Origin of the sequence: Methylobacterium sp. E-066, assembly GCF_022829635.1 — a bacterium.
GTDB lineage: Bacteria > Pseudomonadota > Alphaproteobacteria > Rhizobiales > Beijerinckiaceae > Methylobacterium.
The window spans coordinates 22,146-42,975 of sequence record NZ_JAKSYO010000186.1; the positions used below are offsets into that span (position 1 = coordinate 22,146).

Consider the following 20,830-nt stretch of genomic DNA (forward strand, 5'->3'; position numbering starts at 1 on the left):
GCGCCGCGGCGTCCGCTTCGGGAAGCATGCTCGCAGCATCGGGAGAACCACGCCATGCCCGGCGTCGACGTCGTCATTCCCTGCTACAACTACGGACACTATCTCGAACATTGCGTCGCGACGGTCACCGGCCAGCGGGATGTCGCGATTCGCATCCTGATCGTCGATGACCATTCGCCGGACGACACGCCGGCGGTCGCACAGCGCCTCGCAGCCGCCGATCCGCGCATCCAGTACACGCGCAACCCACGCAATCTCGGGCTGGTCGGCAGCATCAACCGCGGCGTGATGGACTGGGCGAGCGCGGATTACACCCTCGTCCTCTCCGCCGACGACGCGCTGACGCCGGGCGCGCTCGCCCGGGCGGTCGCAGTCATGGAGCGCCATCCCGAGGTCGGGATGACCTACGGCCTCGCGGTCGTGTTCGGCGAGCGCAACGACGAGTTCGCCGTCGCCGACACCACGATCTTCGACTACGCGACCTTCTCCGGCGCCCAATACATCGAGGATTTCTGCCGGAGGAAGAACGGTGTCGCCTCGCCGACCGCGCTCGTGCGGACCCGCGTGCAGAAGGATGTCGGCGGCTACGACGCGCAATTCCCCCATACCTGCGACGTCGAGATGTGGATGCGCATCGCCACCCGGTACGACATCGCGGCGATCGAGGCGCCGCAGGCCTATTACCGCTGGCACGGCGGCAACATGTCGTCGGCCTATATCGACCGGCCGCTGAGCGATCTGCGCGAGCAGCTGGAGACCTGCGAGCATCTCCAGCGGACGGCCGGCGCGCATCTGCCGGGCTTCGGCGGCTGGGTCGCGGACATGCGGACGCGCTTCGCCCGGGAGGCCTGCTGGCTCGCCGGGCTCGCCTGCGAGAGCGGGAACGATGCGGCGATGCGGCAATGCCTCGCCTTCGCGACCGCGATCGAGCCGACGATCTGGACCAGCAAGGCCTGGTGGGGCTGTCAGGCGCGGCGCGTCCTGGCGGCCCTGGACCGCCTGCGCGGCCGGGCCGGCACACGCCTGGGCCGCCGGCCGTTCACGCCGTTCGTGCACGGCAGCCTGTTCGGGCGCTGGCCTGGACGCGAGGCCGGGGCGGATCACTCGCGGCCGTTCGAGCCGGCGGCCTCACGCTGAGGCGTGACGGGCCGCCGGCGCGGCGTCAGCGGGACGGCGGGGCCGAGAGCGTCGCCCGGCCGGACCGGCGCAGGAGCTGCAGGACGGTCCGTCTCAGGGGCCGGTCCGCGACGACATGGACCAGGGAGCGCACCGGGAAGACGCCGAACATCGCGCGGATCGCGCCCCACGCGCCGGACCGATCGCCGTTGACGGCCCGCGTCGCGGCGGCGGTCTCGAAATAGCTGAAGAAGTGCCAGAGCATCATCGACTGGGCGCGGTAGAAGTCGCCCGGTGACCGCCACACCCGCCATTCCGGGATCGCGTGCCGGTAGAAGACCTTTCGGTCGTAGCGCACGCGCATGCGCTGGAGCGCGTCGAAGCTGCCCTGGGGCCGCGTCCGCACGAAGGTGCCGAGGACGTGGACATGGCCGAGGCGGCGCCGGCGCGCGAAGCGGAGGAGCCAGTCGAGGTCCTGGCCGGCGATCAGCGCCTCGTCGAAGGTGCCGTATCCGGCCAGCGCGTCCCGGCGCACCAGCACCGTCCCGATCTGCGGGAACAGGCCGCTCAGCATCGCGCGCAGCAACGGGACGGCTCCCGCCGGCGGCTCGGCCGGCCACGGATCGCCGATCACCCGCCGCTCGGTATCCGTGTAGATCGCCTGGCTGATGAGCGCGTCCCATTCGGGATGGCTGTCGAGCGCGGCGATCAGGGGCGCGATGTGCCCCGGCCGCCAGATGTCGTCGTCGTCGAGGAAGGCCACGAACTCGCCGGTGGCGGCCGCGAGCCCGACATTGCGCGCCGCCCCGGCCCCCGGCCGGTCGGCCGGCAGGTAGCGCGCCCCGAACCGCGCCGCGACCGCCCGGGTCTCCGGGTCCGTACCGTTGTCGCCGACCAGGATCTCGAACGTCATCTCCGGGCCCTCCAGGGCCCGGATGCTCGCGAGCGCGTCCTCGAGGAGGGCGGGCCGGTCCGCGGTCGGGACGACGACGGAGACGCGGCGCGGCTGAGGCATCGACGGCTTGCTCATGGTCCCAACCCTAGTTCGTGCCGCCGCCGGCCGCGTCCGCCGACCAGGTGCCGGGCATGTGGAACACGCCGAACACGTCGGGGGCGAAGACCGGGTGCTCGATGTGGAAGCGGGCGCCGACCTTTGCGGCGAGCAGGCGCTCGAAGCCCCGCTGCCGGACCACCACCGAGACCGTGTAGGTGTCGGCGTTCAGGGTCAGCGGCGGCGTCAGCAGCTCGATCGTGCCGTCGCCCGACAGGGTCTGCAGCTTGGCGCGGTCCGTCATCGTGCTGAAGTTGCAGCAGAGCAGCTCGTCCGACCGCGTGACCGAGAACAGGACATGCGGGTCGGCGATCGGCTCCGCGGCGTTGTAGCGCGCGGTGATCCGCATCCGCTCGCCGTGCCGGAACAGCGTCTTCGGCGCCCCGGATTCGTCGGCGATCGTCACCTCGCGGATCTCCACCGGGTGGTGGCCGCCCTCCGGCTTGAACCACGGGGCATCGGCCAGGTAGCTGTCCCGCTCGTAGTGGTGCAGGCCCTCGTCGGTGGGGCCGTCGAAGGCGACGCGGCCGTTCTTGATGTAGATGACCCGCTCGCACATGGTCTTCACGCTGAACATGTTGTGCGAGACGAGCAGGATCGTCGAGCCCTTGGTCTGGAGGCGCCGGGCGAAGTCGATGCACTTCTTCTGGAAGGTGTAGTCGCCGACCGCCAGGACCTCGTCGAGGAGCAGGATGTCGGGCTCGAGATGGGCGGCGACCGAGAAGGCCAGCCGGACATACATGCCGCTGGAATAGCGCTTCACCGGCATGTCGATGAAGTCGCCGATCTCCGAGAACTCGACGATCGCGTCGAACTTCTCCGCGATCTCGTGGCGGTGCATGCCCAGGATCGAGCCGTAGAGAAAGATGTTCTCGCGCCCGGTGAGCTCCCGGTGGAAGCCGGTGCCGACTTCGAGCAGGGCGCCGACCCGGCCGACCAGCTTGATGCTGCCGGTGGTCGGGGCGGCGATCCGGGAGATCAGCTTGAGCAGGGTGCTCTTGCCCGCCCCGTTCATCCCGATGATGCCGACATTCTCGCCGTGCTTGATGCCGAAGCTGACATCCTTGAGGGCCCAGAAGCCCTCCTTGGACGGGCGCGCCTCGGACTTCCGCGTCAGCAGCCCCCGCGCGCCCTCGACGAGCGCCTCGCGCAGGGAGTTCTCGTGCGTGGCCCGCGGGGCGCGCCAGTATTGCTTGCCGATATCTTGTACGCTGATCGCCATCGACATCAGATTATATCCGCGAAAGAGCGCTCCATGCGCTGAAAGAAGATCAGTCCGGTGACCAGCAGCAGGGATGCGACCGTGACCGAGACGGCGAGCGCGAAAACGTCGGGGCCGGTTCCGCCGAGGATCGCGAACCGGAACGCCTCGATCAGCCCGACCATCGGGTTGAGCGCGTAGACCCAGCGCACCGAGTCGGGGACGATGCTCGCCGCGTAGACGATCGGCGAGGCGTACATCCAGATCTGGATGAGGAACGGCAGCGTGTGCTTGACGTCCCGGAAGCGGACGTTGACCGGCCCGAGCCAGAGGCTGACCCCGAGCGCCAGCATCGCGGTGACGGCGAGCGTCGGGATCGCGAAGACGATGTGCCAGCTCGGCACCACGCCGTACCAGAGCATCAGCACCAGCATCACCCCGAGAGCGATGGCGAAGTCGACCATCGGCGACACCACGGTGGCAAGCGGGATCACCAGGCGCGGGAAGTAGATCTTGCGGATGAGCTCCGCCTCGGTGACGAGGCCGGTGGCGCTCCGGCGCACCGACTCGGCGAAGTAGGTCCACAGGATGATGGCGCTGCCGGCAAACAGTGCGTAGGGCGCCCCGTCGGTGGGGATCTTGGCGAAATGGCCGAAGATGACCGTGAAGATCGCCACCGTGAACAGCGGCTGGGCGATGGCCCAGCAGGCGCCCAGCGCGGTCTGGCGATAGAGCACCTTCAGGTCGCGCAGGATCAGGACCCACAACAACCCACGATACTGCCAGACGCTCGCGGCATCGAAGGCGACGAGCTTATGATCCGGAACAATCTCGGTGACCGGCATCGCGGTCGGTTCTGATCTCGGCCCGGTGAGCCCGTGTTTCGGCGCATCGAGCGCAAACGCGTCCAAAGAGTCCATCATTCGAGGCGATCCCGCACGACGATCGGTGCTTGCGGGATCCGCTCGCGGCATCAGGCTGCCGGATCGGGGACCCCACCGAGCTGGGCTATCACCGCGGTCGGCCGGCACGAATTACATCTTTCGTCGTACCGCGCCTCCCGACTGAAGAGGTGGTTGTCGTTAAGCACGGTATTGATTGCTTATGAGCACAGAAGAGACCCCGGGCGCGGGACATCGTCTCTGTCGAGACCGGCTCGGCCGGCCCGGACACGCGTGCCGGGCGTACGAGCCGTCCTCACCGAGGCGCTGAGAGTCCTCCGGAACGGGGCCACCGCTGGTCCGGCGAAAGATCGGGCTCGGGTCTCAGGAGAACCGCCATGAAGGACGCTTCGGTCGATGGCTCGGACGGCGCGAGCATCCCGCTCGTGACGATCGCCATGCCGGCCTTGAACGAGGCCCACCACATCGCCGAGGCGATCCGCTCGGTGATGCCGGCCTCAGGGTCGCTCGCCTGCGAATTGCTGGTGATGGACGGCGGCAGCAGCGACGCCACCTGCGCGATCGTCCGGGCGCTGAGTGCCGAGGACCCGCGGATCCAGCTGATCCACAACGCCCGGCGCATCCAGGCCTCGGGCCTCAACCTCGCGGCGCGGCTCGCGCATCCGGGCTCCGCCTATCTCGTGCGCGCCGATTGCCACGCCGCCTATCCCGAGCACTGGGTGCGGGACCTGGTTCAGGCGATCCGGTTGCGGGAGGCGGTCTCCGTGGTCGTGCCCCTGCGGACCGTCGGGGTGACGCCGCTGCAGCGGGCCATCGCGGCCGCCCAGAACAGCCGGCTCGGCAATGGCGGGTCGGCGCACCGCCTGGGCGGGATCTCGGGCTACGTCTCCCACGGCCACCACGCCATCTTCGACCGGCGCGAGTTCCTGCGGGTCGGCGGCTACGACGAGAGCTTTTCGCACAACGAGGACGCCGAGCTCGACCGCCGGTTCTGCGCGGCCGGCGGCAAGATCTATCTCGCGGCCGATCTCGCCGTGACCTACTTTCCCCGCGCGACCCTGTTCAGCCTGACGCGGCAATACTTCCTCTATGGCCGCGGCTGCGCCCGGACCCTGGAGAAGCACGCCTGCCTGCCGCGGATGCGCCAGATGCTGCCGCCCCTGGTCCTGCTCTACGGCATCGCCGCGCTGGCGCTCGTGACGGTCGCGCCGATGCTGCTGCTCCTGCTGGCACTCTACGCGGGCGGCTGCGGCCTGAGCGGCCTCGCTCTGGCGGTGAAGGCGCGGGAACCGGTGCTGGTCATGAGCGGCCCGGCGGCGATCGCCATGCACCTGTCCTGGGCGGTCGGCTTCCTGTCGCATCGGGGCTATCGCCGGACGCTGCTGCGGACCGCCCTGCGCCGGAAACCGCCCCTGCTGGGCGTCCCGTCCGGATCGGACCCGGCGAGCGTCAATTGACGGGACGTCCGTGATCGGACCTGTGGATCCGGTGTCAGAACCCGGGCGCCGTTCCGCATCCGTCGCCGATTCCTATCCAGGGCTGTAGTCTCGCGCGGCCAAGCCGATTATCGACACGCGCATGTTTCCGGGCTCCGTGGGGCCCGGACCCCGCATCGTGCCGTGACGGCTTTGGAGTGTTGTGACCGTGCCCGACAGGACCCCGCGCCCCGTGATGCTCGTGATCCTCGACGGCTGGGGACTCCGGGACACGGTCGCCGACAACGCCGTCCTCCAGGCGCGGACCCCCGTCTTCGACGCGCTGATGGCGGAGCGTCCCCGGGCGCGCCTGATGACCTTCGGGGCCGATGTCGGCCTGCCCGAGGGGCAGATGGGCAATTCCGAGGTCGGCCATCTGAATATCGGTGCCGGCCGGGTGGTCATGCAGGACCTGCCGCGCATCGATACCGCGGTCGCGGACGGCTCGCTCGCCACCAACCCGGCGCTCGTCCGGTTCATCGATGCATTGCGGGCGAGCGGCGGGACCTGCCACCTTGTCGGCCTGCTGTCGCCCGGTGGCGTCCACGCGCACCAGGACCACGCGGTGGCGCTGGCGCGGGTGCTGGTCGAGGCTGGCGTGCCGGTTCGCCTCCACGCCTTCACGGACGGGCGCGATATGCCGCCGCGCTCCGCAGCCGGCTGCTTGGAGACCGTCGAGGCCGCGCTCCCCGAAGGCGCCCGCATCGCCACCGTGTGCGGCCGCTACTACGCGATGGACCGCGACCGGCGCTGGGAGCGGGTCTCGATCGCCTACGACGCGATGATTGCGGCGCGCGGCGCCCCGTTCCCGAGCGCCCTGGAGGCGATCGCCGCCTCCTATGTGGTCGACCTGTCGGACGAGTTCCTGCGGCCGGCCATCATCGGCGACTATGCCGGCATGAAGGACGGCGACGGCGTGCTGAGCTTCAACTTCCGCGCCGACCGGACCCGGCAGATCCTCGAAGCCCTGCTCGATCCGGACTTCGCGGGCTTTCCCCGCGCGCGGACGGTCCGGTTCGCCGCCGCCCTCGGGATCGTCCAGTACAGCGTCGAGATCGATGCCTTCGCCGACACCCTGTTCGGCCCCCTCGACCTGCCGAACGGCCTCGGCGAGACCGTGGCCCGGGCCGGCCGCACCCAGCTGCGCATGGCCGAGACTGAGAAATATCCCCACGTCACCTACTTCATGAACGGCGGCCGCGAGGCGCCGTTCGAGGGCCAGGACGCGATCCTGGTGCCCTCGCCGAAGGTGGCAACCTATGACCTGCAGCCGGAGATGTCGGCCGCCGAGCTGACCGACCGCGCCGTCGAGGCGATCGGCTCCGGACGCTACGATATGATCCTCCTGAACTTTGCCAACCCCGACATGGTCGGCCATACCGGCAGCCTTGCCGCCGCCGTGAAGGCGGTGGAGACGGTCGATGCCTGCCTCGGCTGGGTGGTCGACGCGATCACGGCGAGCGGTGGGGCGCTCCTCGTCACCGCCGACCACGGCAATTGCGAGATGATGCGCGACCCGGAGACCGGCGAGCCGCACACCGCCCACACGCTCAACCCGGTTCCGGTGACGCTGGTCGGCGTCGACGGCGTGACGCTCGCCGACGGCCGGCTGGCCGACGTCGCGCCGACCCTCCTCGACTTGATGGGCCTCGACCAGCCGGCCGAGATGACCGGCAAGTCGCTGATCAGGCGCTGAGGGGGGCCACGACACAGCGCCTGTCCGGATGCGGGATCGAAGCAACGTCGTCTGAAAGCATCGTCCCGAAAGGTGGCTTCGGGCATTCGGAAAGAGACGATGCTCTAACGCTTGCGCCCGCATAAGGGTTATCGCCGAAGCGGCGACCGTTATGGCGCATGATGCGTAGGACATGATTGCCCGGCACAGCCTGATCTATGTCGGCTCGCGCGGCTTTGCCGCCGCCCTGAACATGGCCTCCGTGGCGGTGTTCACCCGGCTCGCGCCGGTGGAGAGCTACGGCCTATACCTGTACGTCCTGTCCTGGGCGCTGGTGCTCTACGGGGCCACCTGCCAGTGGCCGAAATTCGCGTTCTTCGCCCTCTACGACGAGGCGCGCGAGCCGGCGCAGGTCGGCACCGTGGTGCGGATCCTCGCCGGCACGCTGCTGCTCGCCGGCCTCGGCAGCGCGCTGGCGGCCGGGCTCGGGCTGGTCTCGGGCCCTATGGCGGCGGCGATCCTGGCGTTGGCCTTCGGCACGACCCTGTTCGAGGGCTCCACCGAGATCGCCCGCACGCGCCTCAAGGCCGGGGCGGTGGCGGCCTCGGTGATGAGCCGGGCCGTGCTGATCCTCGGCCTGGGCAGCCTGGCGCTGCACCTGTCGGCCGATCCGCTGCACCTCGCTTTTGCCGTGGCCGCCGCCAACGCCCTGGCGGCGCTGCCGGCCGCGATCACCATCGCCCCGATGATGCCCGGCCGCGGCAGCCGGGCCGAGGCGCTGCGGCTGTTCGCCTATGGCTGGCCGCTGGTGCTCTCCTTCGGGACGGCGGCGCTCGCCCAGAGTCTCGACCGGCTGATCATCGCCAAGACGGTGGGGCCCGCGGGGCTCGGCGCCTACGGGGCGCTCGCCGACTTCCTGAAGCAGAGCTTCATCGTGTTCGGGGAGGCGATCGCCCTGTCGCTGATCTCCATCGCCAAGCGCGAGGCGCGGGTCGGCGGCATCGCGGCCGCCTCCGGGGTGCTGAGCGACGCCGCCCGGGCCATGACCCTGATCGCCGCCTTCGGAGCCGTGTTCTTCCTGTGCTTCGACGACCTCGTGGTCGCGGTGCTGCTCGGGCCGGATTACCGGGCGGAGGCGCGGGCGCTCGCCCCGGTGCTGATCCTGGCCAGCATCCTGATGATGTTCCGGGCCTATTATTTCGGGCAGGTGATCTACTTCACCCGCTCCAGCGGGCTGGAAGCGGCGGCGGCCTTCGCCACCCTGGCGGCGGTGGCGGCGCTGTCCCTGCTGCTGATCCCGAGGCTCGGCGCCTCCGGGGCGGCGCTCGCCTTCGCGGGCGGGCAGGCGGCGGCCTGCCTGGTGCTGGTGCTCGGCGCCTACCGGGCCGGCACCACGATGCCGGTGCCGCTCGCCGACATGGTCGGGATCGCCGGCGCCGCCCTGGTCTGCGGCGCGGTGACCGCCGGGATCGGCTTGGTGCCGGGGGGGCTGATGCCCCCCGGTCAGGTCTTGCGGCTGGTCCTGCTGGTGGCCGGGGCGGGGGCGACCGCATGGCACTACGACGTGCTCGGCTTCGCCGGGGCGATCCGCCACCGGCTGGCGGCCTGACGGTCGCGCCATGCGAGATGCCGTTACCCTCCCTAACGGATCGACGGCGGCGGTTCGGCCCCTCGACCCGGATGCATCCTGGATCCCGGCCTGGCGGGCGCTCGGCGCGGACGCCCATAGCCGCAACCCGTTCTACGAAGCCGGCTACGCACTCGCGGCCACAAAGGCTTTTGGCGCGGGCGTGCGGCTGCTGATCATCGCCGACCGGCCCCCCGAGGCGCCGGGCGCGCGGCTCCTGGCCGCCTGGCCGTTCCGGCTGTCCTGGCGCCGCTGGGGCCTGCCGCTGCCTTTGCTGATGGGCTGGACCCATGGCTACTGCCCGTTCGGGGCGCCGCTCCTCGGCGGCGCCGACCCGGAGGCCGCGCTCGCCGCCCTGCTCGCCGCGCCGCGGGCGCTCGGCCTGCCGCCGCGGCTGCTCCTACCGAACGCGCCCGCGGACGGTGCTTTTGCCGACCTATTGGCCGCGCACGGGGTGCGGCAGGCGGCCTACTGGCCGCACGCGCGCGGCCTGCTCGACGTGACCGACCGGTCGGTGCAGGCGCGAAAGACCTATCTCGACCATCTCTCCGGCAAGCGGCGGCGCAAGCTGCGCCTCGCCCGCCAGCGCCTGGAGGCCGCGGGACCGGTCGCACTCGAGATCCTGGACGCGCCGGCGGCGCTCGATGGCGCCCTGGACGACCACGTCGCCCTGGAGGCGGCGGGCTGGAAGGGCCGGGCCGGCACCGGCCTGGGGCAGCGGCCCGACGAGGTCGCGTTCCTGCGCGCCGTGCTGGCCGATCTCGGAGCCGAGGGGCGCGTGCGCGTTGCCCGGTTGCGCAGGGACGACCGAATCCTGGCCTCCGCAATCCTGCCGCTCACCGGCCCCGAGGCCTGGGTGCTCAAGATCGCCCACGACGAGGCGGATTCGGAGGCCGCCCCCGGGGTACAGCTCGTCCACCGCCTGACCGAGGCGGTGCTGGCCGGGGAGGGGATCGACCGGATCGACTCCTGCGCCCCGCCGGATTTCGCCCTCGGCTCCACCTTCTGGACGGAACGACGGCCGATCGCTCACCTCTTGGTCGAGGCCGGGCGCGACCCGCTGTTCCCGCTGGCCCGAACCCTGGAGCGCGCCCGCGAGCGTGTGGCGCGGGCACGCCTCACCAACAGAGCCGGGCGATCTGCGTGAGTCGTTCCGCAGCAGCGGGTCATCGTGTGAGGAAGAGGTGCGCGGGTGGCCAACTGCAAGCATCATCACGAATGGCGCAAAAATCGGCGGGGCGACGAAGATCGCTGAGAGCCTGTTTGACCGGTCTTTCCCCTTCTCGACCTCATCCTGAGGTGGCGTAGCGGAGCGGAGACCTCGAAGGAGCCCTCCATCGGGCTGGGCGATCCCTGGAGGGCTCCTTCGAGGCTGCTGCGCAGCACCTCAGGATGAGGGGACGATAGGGATACACGTCGGTTGGAACCGTCACGCGACTGCGATCACACAGTTAAACAGGCTCTGAGAAGCGGCTTTCTTTCTGAGGACTGCGCCTTGCTGGCGTAATCTTATCGGGACAGCCTCTTGGCAGGTGCCGCGACCGGTGAGCCGAGGGCGCGCAGAACAGCTTCCGGTTCCCGGGCCACCGCGTTCAGCAGCGAGCGGGCCGCGGGGTCGGGCAATTTCCTGTTCTGCTCCCAGTTCCGCAGGGTCGCCACCGGGATCTGCAGGGCGCGCGCGAACGCCTCCTGCGTCATGCCCAGCCGCGTGCGCACTTCGGCCGGTGCGAGCACGAGACGCGCCGGCCCGGCGGGCAGATCGGCGAATCCATCCTGGGCCTTGTAGCCGCGGATAGCATCGTCGGTGGTGGCCGCGAGCTTCTCGACATCGAGATCCGCCTCGCCGGCCATGATGTCCTCTAGGCTCCTGCGCGCCATCTGTGCTGTTCCCATTTTTCGGACGGGCAAGCAGTGATGATCCAGCGGTAAGGTCCCGTCGCGTCCTCGCGGTCCGTGTAGACGACCGTCCAGTAACGGCGTTCGACGCGGCCGACCGCAATCATGCGGATTTCTCCATAATCGTCGCGGTCATCCTCCCACTCAACGGTTCGGCCTGCGAAGATCCGGCTCGGAACGCGGAAGCCGTGGCCGCGCTCGGCGCGGACCTCCGCTTCCTTCGCATCCGACCAGTCGAAGTCCATGCCGGAATGTACGCCCGGGGCGCAGGACCCGCAACGCGATCACGCCGCGGTCGGACCAGGATAAAACCGCGCCCGCTGTCGCCTCCACGGCAAGGACGAACAGGGCACGCCTCACCAGCCGAGGCGGGCGATCTGCGTGAGACGCGCCTGCGTCGCCGCCTCGTCACGGCCGATGCGCGCGATCAGCTCGGACAGGGCGTAGCAGGTCGCGCAGAAAGGCAGCTGGATCACCGCAACGCCCTCGCTCCGTGCCCGGCCGACCGAGGCGATCAGGCAGGCGACGACCGGTTCGTCCGCGTGCGTGCCGAGGCAGTCGGCCCGCGGGCTGCCGAACAGCGGACGGTTCGGCCAGGTCAACTGGAGGGTCGTGCCGCCGCGCCGGTCCGGGGCCGGCGCCAGGGTATAGCTGCGCAGGAATAGCCCGCAGGTCAGCAGGACGAGCCCGGGCAGGATCAGGGCGGCGCGCATCGGGCTCAATCGCCCTCATCGAAGCGGCTTCGAAAGAACACCTCGCGGCCGGCACCGTCGATCACCCGCACGGCCTGGGCCGGCTCGCCGGAGCGCTGGGGGACCCGGGCGCGGGCGAACAGGCGCAGGGCCCGCTCCTGGGCGGTCTCCAGGCTGCCGACGCGCACCGAGATCCGCGTCTGAACCTCGTCCGCCTCGTGGCCGAGGACTTCGATATGGAAGGTCTCGCGCAACGGCACCTGCCTGATCAAGAACGCCGGTCCGGCGCGGATGGGGGCTGAGCCCGGGTTGGATGGCGACCTCGGAGCCAAGTCCAATTGCAACGCGATCGCGGGCGGCTCTAAGAGGGGCGCTCCCGACATAGGGGAGATTGTTCGAGGAGTCCCGTGGACCCGCTGAAGGCTGCCGCCGCGACTGCCGTCTGCCTCGTCCTGTTCTGGCTGGCCTTCCGGCTGACCCGGCGCCTCGTCGATATGGCGATTGCCGGCGGCTACGCGGAAGAGCGCCGGCGGCTGGCGGAAGAGGAGGCTCAGGCCGCCTTGGACGCCGTGCCGCAGGCCTCAGCCATCTGTGCCACCCCGGCGAGCTTGGGGGCGAACGGCGACCCACCGTCGGCCTCCGCGATCGGCATCGTGCAGGGCGCGCCCGCGAAATAGGGATGGTCGAGCCGCGTAGCCGGCGATAGCGCCAACCCGCCCTTATCAAGCCGGCTTGCCGGGATCCGCTTCAAAGCCGCCGGTCTGCCGCAGGGCCTCGCCGGTGATCATGGCTGCCGCCATCGCGACGTTGAGCGAGCGCAGGCCGGGGCGGATCGGCACCACCACCCTGGCATCGGATACCGCGTGGACGGCGTCGGGCACGCCGGCCGATTCGCGCCCGACCATGATGCAATCGTCCGGGCGGAACCCGAACGCCGTGTGGGGCAGGGCGCCCGCCGTGGTGGCGAGCACCAGCCGCAGGCCGGCCCCGGCCCGCCACGCCTCGAAGGCCGAAAACGAGCGGTGCCGGGTGATCGCCACGTGGTCGAGGTAATCGAGGCCCGAGCGGCGCAGGTGCCGGTCCGAGACGTCGAAGCCCGCCGGCTCCACGATCTCGACCGCCAGCCCGAGGCAGGCGGCCATCCGTAGCATCGTGCCGGTGTTCTGGGGGATGTCGGGTTGGTAGAGGACGAGGCGGAGCATGGGGTGAGGCTTGTGATGGGCCGGCGCCCCGTCGTCAAAGCACCGCGCTCGCGATCCGGGCTACGGCAGGCCGCCCGGCTGGTTGACGGCCAGGAGCATCGTTCCGAACAGCATCAGGATGAGGCCGATCACGCGGTTGAACAGGCTCTGGCGGCGCAGGACAAAGTCACGCACGCCCGGCTTCGAGAGATACGACGAGACCAGGGCGAACCACGCCAGGTGGGACAGCGATATGAACAGGCCCCAGGCAACCTGCTGCTGCAACGCGGCGTCCGGACCCAGCGCCTGGCTGTAGATGCTGATCACGAAGATCGAGGTCTTGGGATTGAGCCCGTTCGTGAGGAGTCCGGTGACGACGCCGCGCGCGCTGAAGGCGGCGGCCGGTCCGGCCGCCTCCGGCTCGGCCGCCGGGCGGCGCAGCACCATCGAGACGCCCATGACGATGAGGTATGCGGCACCCAGGATCCGGATGAGGCCGAAGGCGTGGGGGATCGTGCGCTCGATGAGCGCGATCCCGACGATCGCGTAGGCGACGTGGAACCAGCACGCGAGTGCGATCCCGGTGCTGACGGCAAAACCCGCCTGCCGGCCGTAGAGGCAGCTGTTGCGCGACACCATGGCGAAATCGGCGCCGGGGCTCAGCACGGCCAGCCAGACGACGGGAACGATCAGGGCGGCCTGCTCCATCGCGGATTCCTCAAGGCTCGCGAATCCGGCCGCGCGTCGTCGCCGACGCGCCGGTGCGCGGTGTCGCTGGTGTCGGGGTAGGGCCGCGGCTTCGGGGCGCCGCGGTCCAGCGCATGGAAGCACAGGCCCCGGACCGAAAAAATCGAGTTGCTCTCACCGGGATGCGTGAGGAAAACTCACCGGATGAACGCCCCGGACCCCATGCGCGAACGCCTGCCGCAACTCGGCGCGCTGCGGGTGTTCGAATCGGCCGCCCGGCATGGAAGCCTGACCCGGGCCGCGGAGGAACTGCACGTCACCCACGGCGCCGTCAGCAAGCAGATCAAGAACCTCGAGGCGGATCTCGGCGAGGCGCTGTTCGTGCGCAGGAACCGGGGGGTGTTCCTGACGGAGCGCGGGCGTGCTCTGGCCGCCCGGCTCCGGAGCATATTTGGCGATCTGGAAGACGCGCTCTCCGACTTCCGCACCAGGGGCTCGGAGCAGCCCCTCGTCGTGTCCTGCGAGCCGACCCTGTGCCTGAAATTCCTGATCCCGAGCCTCGGCGCGTTCCAGCAGGCCACCGGGATCGAGGTGCGGGTGCTGGCGGCCGGCGGACGCATCGATTTCCGGCGCGATCATGTCGATCTCGCGATTCGCCGGAACGACTTTCCGATCGACGGCGCGCTCCATGCCCGGGTGATCTGCGACGAGGCGATGGGGCCGGTCTGCGCGCCGGAGGCACTCGCCGGGTTCGAGGCGGAGACGGGTCGGTTCCCGCTTCCGGCGCTCCACACCCGCAGCCGGCCCGATGGCTGGGCGACCTGGAAGCGCCTGAACCGTCCGGCGATCGCCTGCACCTCGGACCGGACCTACGAGCACTTCTACCTCGCCATCGAGGCCGCCCTGGCCGGGCAGGGGGTCGCCCTCGCGTCGATCCACATGGTCGAGCGGGACGTGGCGGCCCGGCGCCTGTGCAGTCTGCACGGCTTCTGGCCGGACGGGACCCAGTACGTCGCCCTCTCGGCACATCCGATCGAGGATGACGCGCGGGCGAGCCGCTTCGTGGACTGGCTCTCCGCGCGCATGAACGCGACCCTCGCGGCGGCGATGCCGTCACTCGGCGAGTCCCGGGCCGCGGTCGCTCAGCCGGCAAAGGGGCGGGCAATCCACGGTACGCGGTGAGAATCGGCGGAACTTACGCTGCGCCAAAGCCTTAAGGCGGCGCCACCCTCGTTCGCGGCCCTCCGTCCGAAAGTCCTGACCCGATGCGCACTCCGCTCCTCGCCTCGGCCCTCCTGCTGGCCGGCCTCGCAACCGCCGCGGCGCAGACTGCCAGCCCGACCCCGAATGCCGGCGCGCCCGCGGCGCCGGCCCCCGGTCAGCCGGCCACCATGGCCGATAACCTGCGCCCGACCTTCGTGGCTCAGACCCCCGACGACATGGTCGCCAGCAAGCTGATCGGCGCCAACGTCACCAACGCGGCCAACGACACGATCGGTCAGATCGCGGATTTCGTCCTCGACCAGAAGGGCAGCGTGAAGGCCTGGATCATCGGCGTCGGCGGCTTCCTCGGTATCGGCTCGAAGTACGTGGCGGTCGACCCGTCCGTGATGAAGCTCGACCGGAGCGACGACAAGACGCTCCAGGCCCGAATCGACACGACCAAGGATCAGCTGAAGGCCGCGCCGGAATATATCTACCTCGGCAAGGAGCCGCCGAAGGGCGCAGCCGCCGCCCCGCCCGCCGGGGAGCCCGCCGCCAAGCCCTGACATCGGGTCCCAGGCGAGCCGGCTTGCCTTCGCGCGCCGTTCCGTGCTGTGCCAGCCGCTGCACGGAGGTCGGAGTCGAAAAAAGATGCGCCGCGCCCTGATCCCGCTCCTGGCTTTCTGCCTCGGCCTCGTCGGCCTGACCGGGGCGGCGGTGTTCGCGTTCATGCCGGACCGGGCGCCCGTAGGCGTGCCCGGTGTCGGCGGCCCGTTCACGCTGATCGACCAGGACGGGCGCACCGTCACCGAGCGCGATTTCGCCGGCGCGCCGCACCTGGTGTTCTTCGGCTTCACCCATTGCCCGGACGTGTGCCCGACGACGCTGCAGCAGGTCTCGGACGTGCTCGCCGCCCTGGGGCCCAAGGCCGCGCGCATGCGCGTCGCCTTCGTCACCGTCGATCCCGAGCGCGACGACCCGGCGAGCCTGAAGACCTACCTGTCGAGCTTCGATCCGCGTATCACCGGCCTCACCGGCAGCCCCGAGCAGATCGTCGCCACCGAGAAGGCGTATCGCGCCTATGCCCGCAAGGTGCCCGGCAAGGACGGGGACTACACGATGGAGCACACAGCCATCGTCTACGTGATGGACGCGCAGAACCGCTTCCTCGGCGCCCTGGACATCTCGCGCCCGGCCGAGGAGACCGCGGCGCAGCTGGCGAAGAAGATCTGAGACGCCCCGGAAAAGCCCCTACAGCGTCATCCCGGCATGGAAGCGGTCGGGGGAGAGCGGCAGCAGGAACTGCACGCCAAAGCCGCCCTCGAAGTAGCGGACCAGCCGTCCAGGGGTGCTGCCCACCGTCACGGACGCCCCAAGATGCAGCGTCGCCGAGCTGGCGATCGCCACGCCCGACATCGAGATATCGATCAGCCGGGCCTGGATCTCCCGCCCGCTCTCGACCCGCAGGGTCACCGCCGTCTGGGTCGGCACCAGACGCTCGTGGGAGCGCCCCTCGGGCAGGCCCAGGATCTCCCGGTTGGCGAGCCAAGTCAGCTGGGACGCGATCTTGTCGCGCTTGCGCGGCGTGGCGTTGAGCTGGACGGCGAAGCCGCCCTCGCTGTAGCGCGCGATGACGCCCTCGATCCGCCCGATATGCTCGAGGTAGAGCACCACGCGCTCGCCGATCTCGCCCACCACCGCGCAAGTCAACCGGACGCCGCCCGGCGACATGTCCACGGTTTGGCAGGGATATTCCCGCCGGTCGGCCAGCATGTAGCGGCCGAGCACGGAGACCCGCACGCGCTGGTGGCGGCGCTGGTCGGCGGCGTCGCGCCCGCGGCTGGCCGCGCGGCCCGCATCCGTTCCGGCGGTGGCGTCGACCGCGATCATACCGAGATGGGCTCCCCGCCGCGACAATCGTTATCGCAGGCTAGACGCGGACTGTTACGAAAGTCTTTTCTCCGATTCAGCAATATCCGCCGCAGGGTGGATTTTTCTGTCCTGCGCGGTCGTGCGATTCGGCTTGGCCTGTACAGGCTCCTATTTGTGCCGAGCGCATTCGATATCTCGCCGAAAAATTGCTGTTTAATATATCGAATTCAGAATTTGTCTCACGGTATCAGGCCCGCCCGCCGGCATGGACCAGCAGGTGCCCCCGGCGCACCGGGCCGGGGAAGCCGGCCGGGCCCCGGATCGCCGCTCGTGCCGGCGGGGCAGCCTCCACCCGGCGGCCGGGCAGGATGCGCAGGGAGGTGGTTTCCGCCTCCACGAGCGGGCGCAGGCCGATCCAATGCGGCGTGGTCTCGAGGCTCAGGGTCCCGAGCGCCCGGACCTGCATGCGCCCGCGATGGCGCAGCGGCAGGAGCAGCAATTCGAGATCCACCGCCTCGCCGGCCGTGTTCTGGCCGCGCAGGCCCGCCACCACGCCCAGGGTGTCGCTGGCGACGATGTCGACGATGCGCCAGGGATCGGGCGCCTCCGAGCCCCACAGGCTGGCGAAGGTCGCGCCCTTCAGCTCCCGGCCGTAGAGGGCGCAGACCCGGGTGCCGGCGAGCCGGACGGTGGCCGAGCGCTCGGCCATGTCGAGTTCCAGGATCAGGCTGTCGGCCAGCAGATGCCGTATCTCGCCCGGCTCGATCTCGGCGCGCTCGGGCGCGGCGCGCTCACCGCGCAGGCGCTCCCAATAGGCATGGAGCATGCGGCTCGTGGGATGTTTCATCGGTCGTCCCGGATCGATACGCCTGTTGTCCGTCCCCGGGTCAATCTGGCACATCCGCGGGGGAGGGGCCGGCGATCCGGGGCGATCTCGGATTCAGGGCGCATGCGCCGTGCCGCCCAACCCGGGATTTTTTTGGGATTGAGACTGGCGCGATTTCGGATGCGTGGCGGTGCGGGGACCGGAGCGATGTTCGGACGCTCTCGACAGCGCCGCTGCACCGGAACACCACCCGAAAAGGCTTCAATACGTCGCCGGGACTTGCCCGATCCCCCTTAGCCCCGACATGGTGCCGGGATGGATGCCTCCCCCGAATTTCCGCGCCAGAGCCGCGTGCCCGTGTTCAACATGCCGGGGGTGGTGACGCTCTCGATCGGATTGCTGATGGCGATCCAGGCGGTGCGCGAGTTCCTGCTGCCGGACACCCTCGACATCCGGGTCGTCCTCGACCTCGCCCTGGTGCCCGCCCGCTGGACGGTGTGGTTCGATCCGGGGAAGGCCGCCGAGGTGATCCAGGCGGCGGCCGGAATCGGCGACCCGGACATGGAGGCCGCCCGCGAGGCGTTTGCCCGCTACATCACCTCCGAGCACGCGCTGCAGCCCTGGACGCTGGCGACCTACGCCCTGCTGCACGGCTCCTGGATGCACGTGATCTTCAACAGCGTCTGGCTGGCCGCCTTCGGGTCACCGGTGGCCCGGCGCTGCGGCGCTGGGCGCTACGTCCTGATCGGGCTGGCCGGAACGGTGGCCGGCGGCGCGCTGCACGTGCTGATCGACCCCTTGAGCGCGGGGCCGCTGGTCGGCGCCTCGGCGGGGATCTCGGCCCTGATGGCGGCGGCCGCCCGCTTCGTGTTCCAGCCGCCCGCCTCCGGGTATTCCGGAGCGCCCTGGCAAGTGCCGCCGCACCGGCCGGCCGAGACGATCCCCGAGCTCCTGCGCAACCGCACGGCGGTGGCCTTCCTGGCGATCTGGCTCGCCACCAACCTGCTGTTCGGCCTCGTGAGCGTGCCGCTGGTGGGTGAGAACGCCGCCATCGCCTGGGATGCGCATCTCGGCGGTTTCATCGCGGGCTTCCTGTTGTTCCCGCTCCTGGATCGGCGCGAGACGGTGCGGAGCTGACGCATCGTCCCGAAAGCTGGCTGCCGGTTTTCGGACGCAGACGATGCGAACCAGGAAGCACGTGCATCGCGTCGGTTCTGATACCCGGCACGATGCGCGTGCACCTTGCCAACGCGGCGGTTCGGTCACACACTCGCCATAATGTGAACGAGCCGGGGCCTACCCGGACGACAGCGTAACGAAGGCGCCGCGGCTGACGGCGCACGCACCGCGTCACAGGGAGAGAGTCATGACCGTCGCCCGCATCCTCGCCGAGAAGGGGAGCTCCGTCGTCACCGTGAGCCCCGACAAGACCCTCGAAGAGGTGATCCAGATCCTGGCCGAGAAGCGGATCGGTGCGCTCGTGGTCGCCCATCCCGACGGGTCGGTGGCCGGGATCATTTCCGAGCGCGACATCATGCGGGCGCTGGCCCGCCACGGGGGCGCGACCTTCGACGCCCCGGTCTCGGACCACATGACCACCCAGGTCACGACCTGCGGCCGCAGCAGCACCATCGAGGAGGTGATGGGCCTGATGACCGAAGGGCGCTTCCGCCACGTCCCGGTCTGCGAGGACGGCCGCCTCATCGGCCTGATCTCGATCGGCGACGTGGTGGCGCGCCGCATCGCCACCGTGGTGGCCGAGCACCAGGCCCTGCGCGACTACATCACCATGGCGTAGGCCAAGGGCCGGCCGGGAGCCCGGCCGGCGCGCGTCACCCTCACGCCTTCGCGGGGTCGAGGGTGACGTGCCAGAGGTCGGTATCGGCCGCGTCCTTGAGGGTCACGGTCATCTGCTCGGTGGCGCCGTCCACCGCGACATGGCCGAAGAACTGGTAGCCGGCGGCCGGGGACAGGTTCACCTGGCCCTTGTCGGGCGCCTTCACGTAGCGCAGCTGCGGCCCGAACGTGTTGTCGAGCGCGTTGGGGCCGTAGGTGCCGGCGTGCAGCGGCCCGGAGACGAACTCCCAGAACGGGTCGAAATCCTGGAACTGCGCCTTGTTGGGGGCGTAGTAATGCGCGGCCGTGTAGTGCACGTCCGCCGTCAGCCAGACCGTGTTGCGGATCTTGGCCTGCTTGATGAAGCGCAGCAGGTCGGCGATCTCCAGCTCGCGCCCGAGCGGCGGCCCGTCGCCCTGCGCCACCGCCTCCGAGCCGAAATCGCGGTCGACGTCGTAGGTCACCACGAGGCCGAGCGGCATGTCGGCGGCGATCACCTTCCAGGTCGCGCGCGATTCGGTGAGCGCCCGCTTCAGCCAGGCGATCTGCTGCGGCCCGAGGAAATACGCGTCGGGGCCGTAGTCTTTCTGCCGGTTCTCGCCGTTCGGGCCCCGGTAGGAGCGCATGTCGAGCATGAACACGTCGACCAGGGGGCCGTAGGCGATCTTGCGGTAGACCCGGCCGGGCTCGGCCGGCTCGAAGCGCATCGGCATGTATTCGTGGAAGGCGCGGGCCGCGCGCAGCTGCATCGAGAGCACGTTCGGGTCGGCGTATTTCTTCTTCAGGTGCTCGGCCCGGGTGAGCGGCTCGCCCGGCCACCAGTTGTTGGTGACCTCGTGGTCGTCCCATTGCGCCAGGATCGGCACCGAGGCGTTCATCGCCAGCACGTTCCGGTCGGTCAGGTTGTACTTGTGGCGGCCGCGGAACTCGGCGAGCGATTCGGCGGGCTTCGACACCTCCTCGGTGACGCGGTTGCGCCAGAGGCTGCCGTCCGGGAGCTTCACCTCGGCCTGGATCGGCCCGTCGGCATAGATCGTGTCGCCGGAATGGATGAAGAAGTCCGGCCGGTTCTTGAGGATCGCGGAGTAGATCGTCATGCCGCCGCGGGCCTCGTCGATGCCCCAGCCCTGGCCGACCGTGTCGCCCGACCAGCAGAACGAGACCGAGCGCTTGTCCGCCGGCGCGGTGCGGAACCGCCCGACCTGCGCGGGGCCGACGATGGTCGGCGCGGCGACATCTTGGAGCCGGACCCGGTAGAACACGTCCTGCCCCGGCGGCAGGCCGGTCAGCGCCACCTTCACGGTGCCGTCGCTCTCGGGCAGCGCGTCCGCGAAGACGCCGCCGCGGATCTCGGAGAAGCTCTCGGTGGTCGCCCACTCGATGATCGCCCGGGCCGGCCGGTCGGAGCGGGCCCAGACCACCGCCGAATCGGTGCCGACATCGCCGGACTGGAGGCCGTGGCTGAGGAGCGGCCGGTCGGCGGCCCGGCTCAGGCCGGGACGGGCCAAGCCGGTTGCCATCCCGACGAGGCTGGCGCCTCCGGACAGGAGGATCTGGCGGCGGCTCGTATACATTGGAAGCCCTCTAGGT

At 70.1% G+C, this 20,830-nt stretch carries 23 protein-coding genes; 11 read left to right on the top strand and 12 right to left on the bottom strand.

Annotated elements, in window-relative coordinates:
• The first annotated feature begins 54 nt into the window (after positions 1-54).
• Positions 55-1,137, top strand: a complete 1,083-nt coding sequence (locus MKL20_RS27735; RefSeq protein ID WP_244039374.1) for a glycosyltransferase family 2 protein — start codon at positions 55-57, stop codon at positions 1,135-1,137.
• A 25-nt stretch (positions 1,138-1,162) separates the two neighbouring features.
• Here the strand turns inward: MKL20_RS27735 and MKL20_RS27740 are convergent, their stop codons facing one another.
• From MKL20_RS27740 to MKL20_RS27750, 3 genes are read right to left on the bottom strand one after another with little or no spacing between them, the layout of a single operon-like run.
• A complete protein-coding gene (locus tag MKL20_RS27740) occupies positions 1,163-2,146 on the bottom strand; it encodes a glycosyltransferase family 2 protein (RefSeq protein ID WP_244039375.1) in 984 nt (327 codons plus the stop codon).
• A gap of 10 nt (positions 2,147-2,156) precedes the next feature.
• Positions 2,157-3,395 carry an ABC transporter ATP-binding protein gene (locus tag MKL20_RS27745; RefSeq protein ID WP_244039376.1) on the bottom strand — a complete coding sequence of 413 codons (1,239 nt, stop codon included), beginning with the start codon at positions 3,393-3,395 and terminating at the stop codon, positions 2,157-2,159.
• Entirely contained in the window at positions 3,395-4,291 is an 897-nt protein-coding gene (locus tag MKL20_RS27750; RefSeq protein ID WP_243968392.1) for an ABC transporter permease, read from the bottom strand. Before MKL20_RS27750 ends, MKL20_RS27745 begins: the two co-directional genes overlap by 1 nt.
• 356 nt (positions 4,292-4,647) lie before the next feature.
• Between MKL20_RS27750 and MKL20_RS27755 the strand changes: the two genes are divergently transcribed.
• The 4 genes from MKL20_RS27755 to MKL20_RS27770 all read left to right on the top strand — a co-directional run bounded on the left by MKL20_RS27755 (position 4,648) and on the right by MKL20_RS27770 (position 10,194).
• On the top strand, positions 4,648-5,727 hold the full coding sequence (locus tag MKL20_RS27755; protein ID WP_244039377.1) for a glycosyltransferase family 2 protein: 1,080 nt from the start codon (positions 4,648-4,650) through the stop codon (positions 5,725-5,727).
• 214 nt (positions 5,728-5,941) lie between these two features.
• Positions 5,942-7,441: a 2,3-bisphosphoglycerate-independent phosphoglycerate mutase gene (gpmI, locus tag MKL20_RS27760; protein ID WP_244039444.1), complete on the top strand. Its 1,500-nt coding sequence runs from the start codon at positions 5,942-5,944 to the stop codon at positions 7,439-7,441.
• Between the two features lie 172 nt (positions 7,442-7,613).
• Positions 7,614-9,029, top strand: coding sequence for a lipopolysaccharide biosynthesis protein (locus tag MKL20_RS27765; protein WP_244039378.1), 1,416 nt, complete (start codon positions 7,614-7,616; stop codon positions 9,027-9,029).
• 10 nt (positions 9,030-9,039) lie between these two features.
• Positions 9,040-10,194, top strand: coding sequence for a GNAT family N-acetyltransferase (locus tag MKL20_RS27770; protein ID WP_244039379.1), 1,155 nt, complete (start codon positions 9,040-9,042; stop codon positions 10,192-10,194).
• A gap of 362 nt (positions 10,195-10,556) precedes the next feature.
• Here the strand turns inward: MKL20_RS27770 and MKL20_RS27775 are convergent, their stop codons facing one another.
• From MKL20_RS27775 to MKL20_RS27790, 4 genes are all read right to left on the bottom strand, one after another.
• Complete coding sequence (locus MKL20_RS27775) at positions 10,557-10,898, bottom strand: helix-turn-helix domain-containing protein (protein WP_244039380.1); 342 nt, start codon at positions 10,896-10,898, stop codon at positions 10,557-10,559.
• Between the two features lie 8 nt (positions 10,899-10,906).
• The gene (locus MKL20_RS27780; protein WP_244039381.1) at positions 10,907-11,188 is read right to left on the bottom strand and encodes a BrnT family toxin; all 282 of its coding nucleotides are present in this window, start codon (positions 11,186-11,188) and stop codon (positions 10,907-10,909) included.
• 111 nt (positions 11,189-11,299) lie between these two features.
• Positions 11,300-11,656, bottom strand: coding sequence for a hypothetical protein (locus MKL20_RS27785; protein ID WP_244039382.1), 357 nt, complete (start codon positions 11,654-11,656; stop codon positions 11,300-11,302).
• A 5-nt stretch (positions 11,657-11,661) separates the two neighbouring features.
• On the bottom strand, positions 11,662-11,889 hold the full coding sequence (locus MKL20_RS27790) for a hypothetical protein (RefSeq protein ID WP_244039445.1): 228 nt from the start codon (positions 11,887-11,889) through the stop codon (positions 11,662-11,664).
• A gap of 153 nt (positions 11,890-12,042) precedes the next feature.
• Between MKL20_RS27790 and MKL20_RS27795 the strand changes: the two genes are divergently transcribed.
• The gene (locus MKL20_RS27795) at positions 12,043-12,312 is read left to right on the top strand and encodes a hypothetical protein (protein ID WP_244039383.1); all 270 of its coding nucleotides are present in this window, start codon (positions 12,043-12,045) and stop codon (positions 12,310-12,312) included.
• Positions 12,313-12,357: 45 nt separating this feature from the next.
• Here MKL20_RS27795 and MKL20_RS27800 read toward each other — a convergent pair whose 3' ends face one another.
• Both MKL20_RS27800 and MKL20_RS27805 read right to left on the bottom strand, forming a co-directional pair.
• Positions 12,358-12,837 carry a tRNA (cytidine(34)-2'-O)-methyltransferase gene (locus MKL20_RS27800; protein ID WP_244039384.1) on the bottom strand — a complete coding sequence of 160 codons (480 nt, stop codon included), beginning with the start codon at positions 12,835-12,837 and terminating at the stop codon, positions 12,358-12,360.
• A gap of 60 nt (positions 12,838-12,897) precedes the next feature.
• Positions 12,898-13,524: a LysE family translocator gene (locus MKL20_RS27805; RefSeq protein ID WP_244039385.1), complete on the bottom strand. Its 627-nt coding sequence runs from the start codon at positions 13,522-13,524 to the stop codon at positions 12,898-12,900.
• Positions 13,525-13,707: 183 nt separating this feature from the next.
• Here MKL20_RS27805 and MKL20_RS27810 point away from each other — a divergent pair, with 183 nt between their 5' ends.
• The 3 genes from MKL20_RS27810 (at position 13,708) to MKL20_RS27820 (ending at position 15,939) form a co-directional block, all read left to right on the top strand.
• Positions 13,708-14,685, top strand: coding sequence for a LysR family transcriptional regulator (locus MKL20_RS27810; RefSeq protein WP_244039386.1), 978 nt, complete (start codon positions 13,708-13,710; stop codon positions 14,683-14,685).
• 83 nt (positions 14,686-14,768) lie between these two features.
• Positions 14,769-15,272, top strand: a complete 504-nt coding sequence (locus tag MKL20_RS27815) for a PRC-barrel domain-containing protein (RefSeq protein WP_244039387.1) — start codon at positions 14,769-14,771, stop codon at positions 15,270-15,272.
• An 85-nt stretch (positions 15,273-15,357) separates the two neighbouring features.
• Complete coding sequence (locus tag MKL20_RS27820) at positions 15,358-15,939, top strand: SCO family protein (protein ID WP_244039388.1); 582 nt, start codon at positions 15,358-15,360, stop codon at positions 15,937-15,939.
• Between the two features lie 18 nt (positions 15,940-15,957).
• On the opposite strand, the gene MKL20_RS27825 is transcribed toward MKL20_RS27820, so the two are convergent.
• Positions 15,958-16,596 carry a PilZ domain-containing protein gene (locus MKL20_RS27825; RefSeq protein ID WP_244039389.1) on the bottom strand — a complete coding sequence of 213 codons (639 nt, stop codon included), beginning with the start codon at positions 16,594-16,596 and terminating at the stop codon, positions 15,958-15,960.
• 229 nt (positions 16,597-16,825) lie between these two features.
• Positions 16,826-17,425: a PAS domain-containing protein gene (locus MKL20_RS27830; protein ID WP_244039390.1), complete on the bottom strand. Its 600-nt coding sequence runs from the start codon at positions 17,423-17,425 to the stop codon at positions 16,826-16,828.
• A gap of 294 nt (positions 17,426-17,719) precedes the next feature.
• Between MKL20_RS27830 and MKL20_RS27835 the strand changes: the two genes are divergently transcribed.
• Together MKL20_RS27835 and MKL20_RS27840 are read left to right on the top strand one after the other, a co-directional pair.
• Complete coding sequence (locus MKL20_RS27835; RefSeq protein WP_244039391.1) at positions 17,720-18,541, top strand: rhomboid family intramembrane serine protease; 822 nt, start codon at positions 17,720-17,722, stop codon at positions 18,539-18,541.
• A 229-nt stretch (positions 18,542-18,770) separates the two neighbouring features.
• Positions 18,771-19,202, top strand: coding sequence for a CBS domain-containing protein (locus tag MKL20_RS27840; protein WP_244019220.1), 432 nt, complete (start codon positions 18,771-18,773; stop codon positions 19,200-19,202).
• A gap of 40 nt (positions 19,203-19,242) precedes the next feature.
• On the opposite strand, the gene MKL20_RS27845 is transcribed toward MKL20_RS27840, so the two are convergent.
• Positions 19,243-20,814: an alkaline phosphatase D family protein gene (locus MKL20_RS27845; RefSeq protein ID WP_244039392.1), complete on the bottom strand. Its 1,572-nt coding sequence runs from the start codon at positions 20,812-20,814 to the stop codon at positions 19,243-19,245.
• Positions 20,815-20,830: the final 16 nt, after the last annotated feature.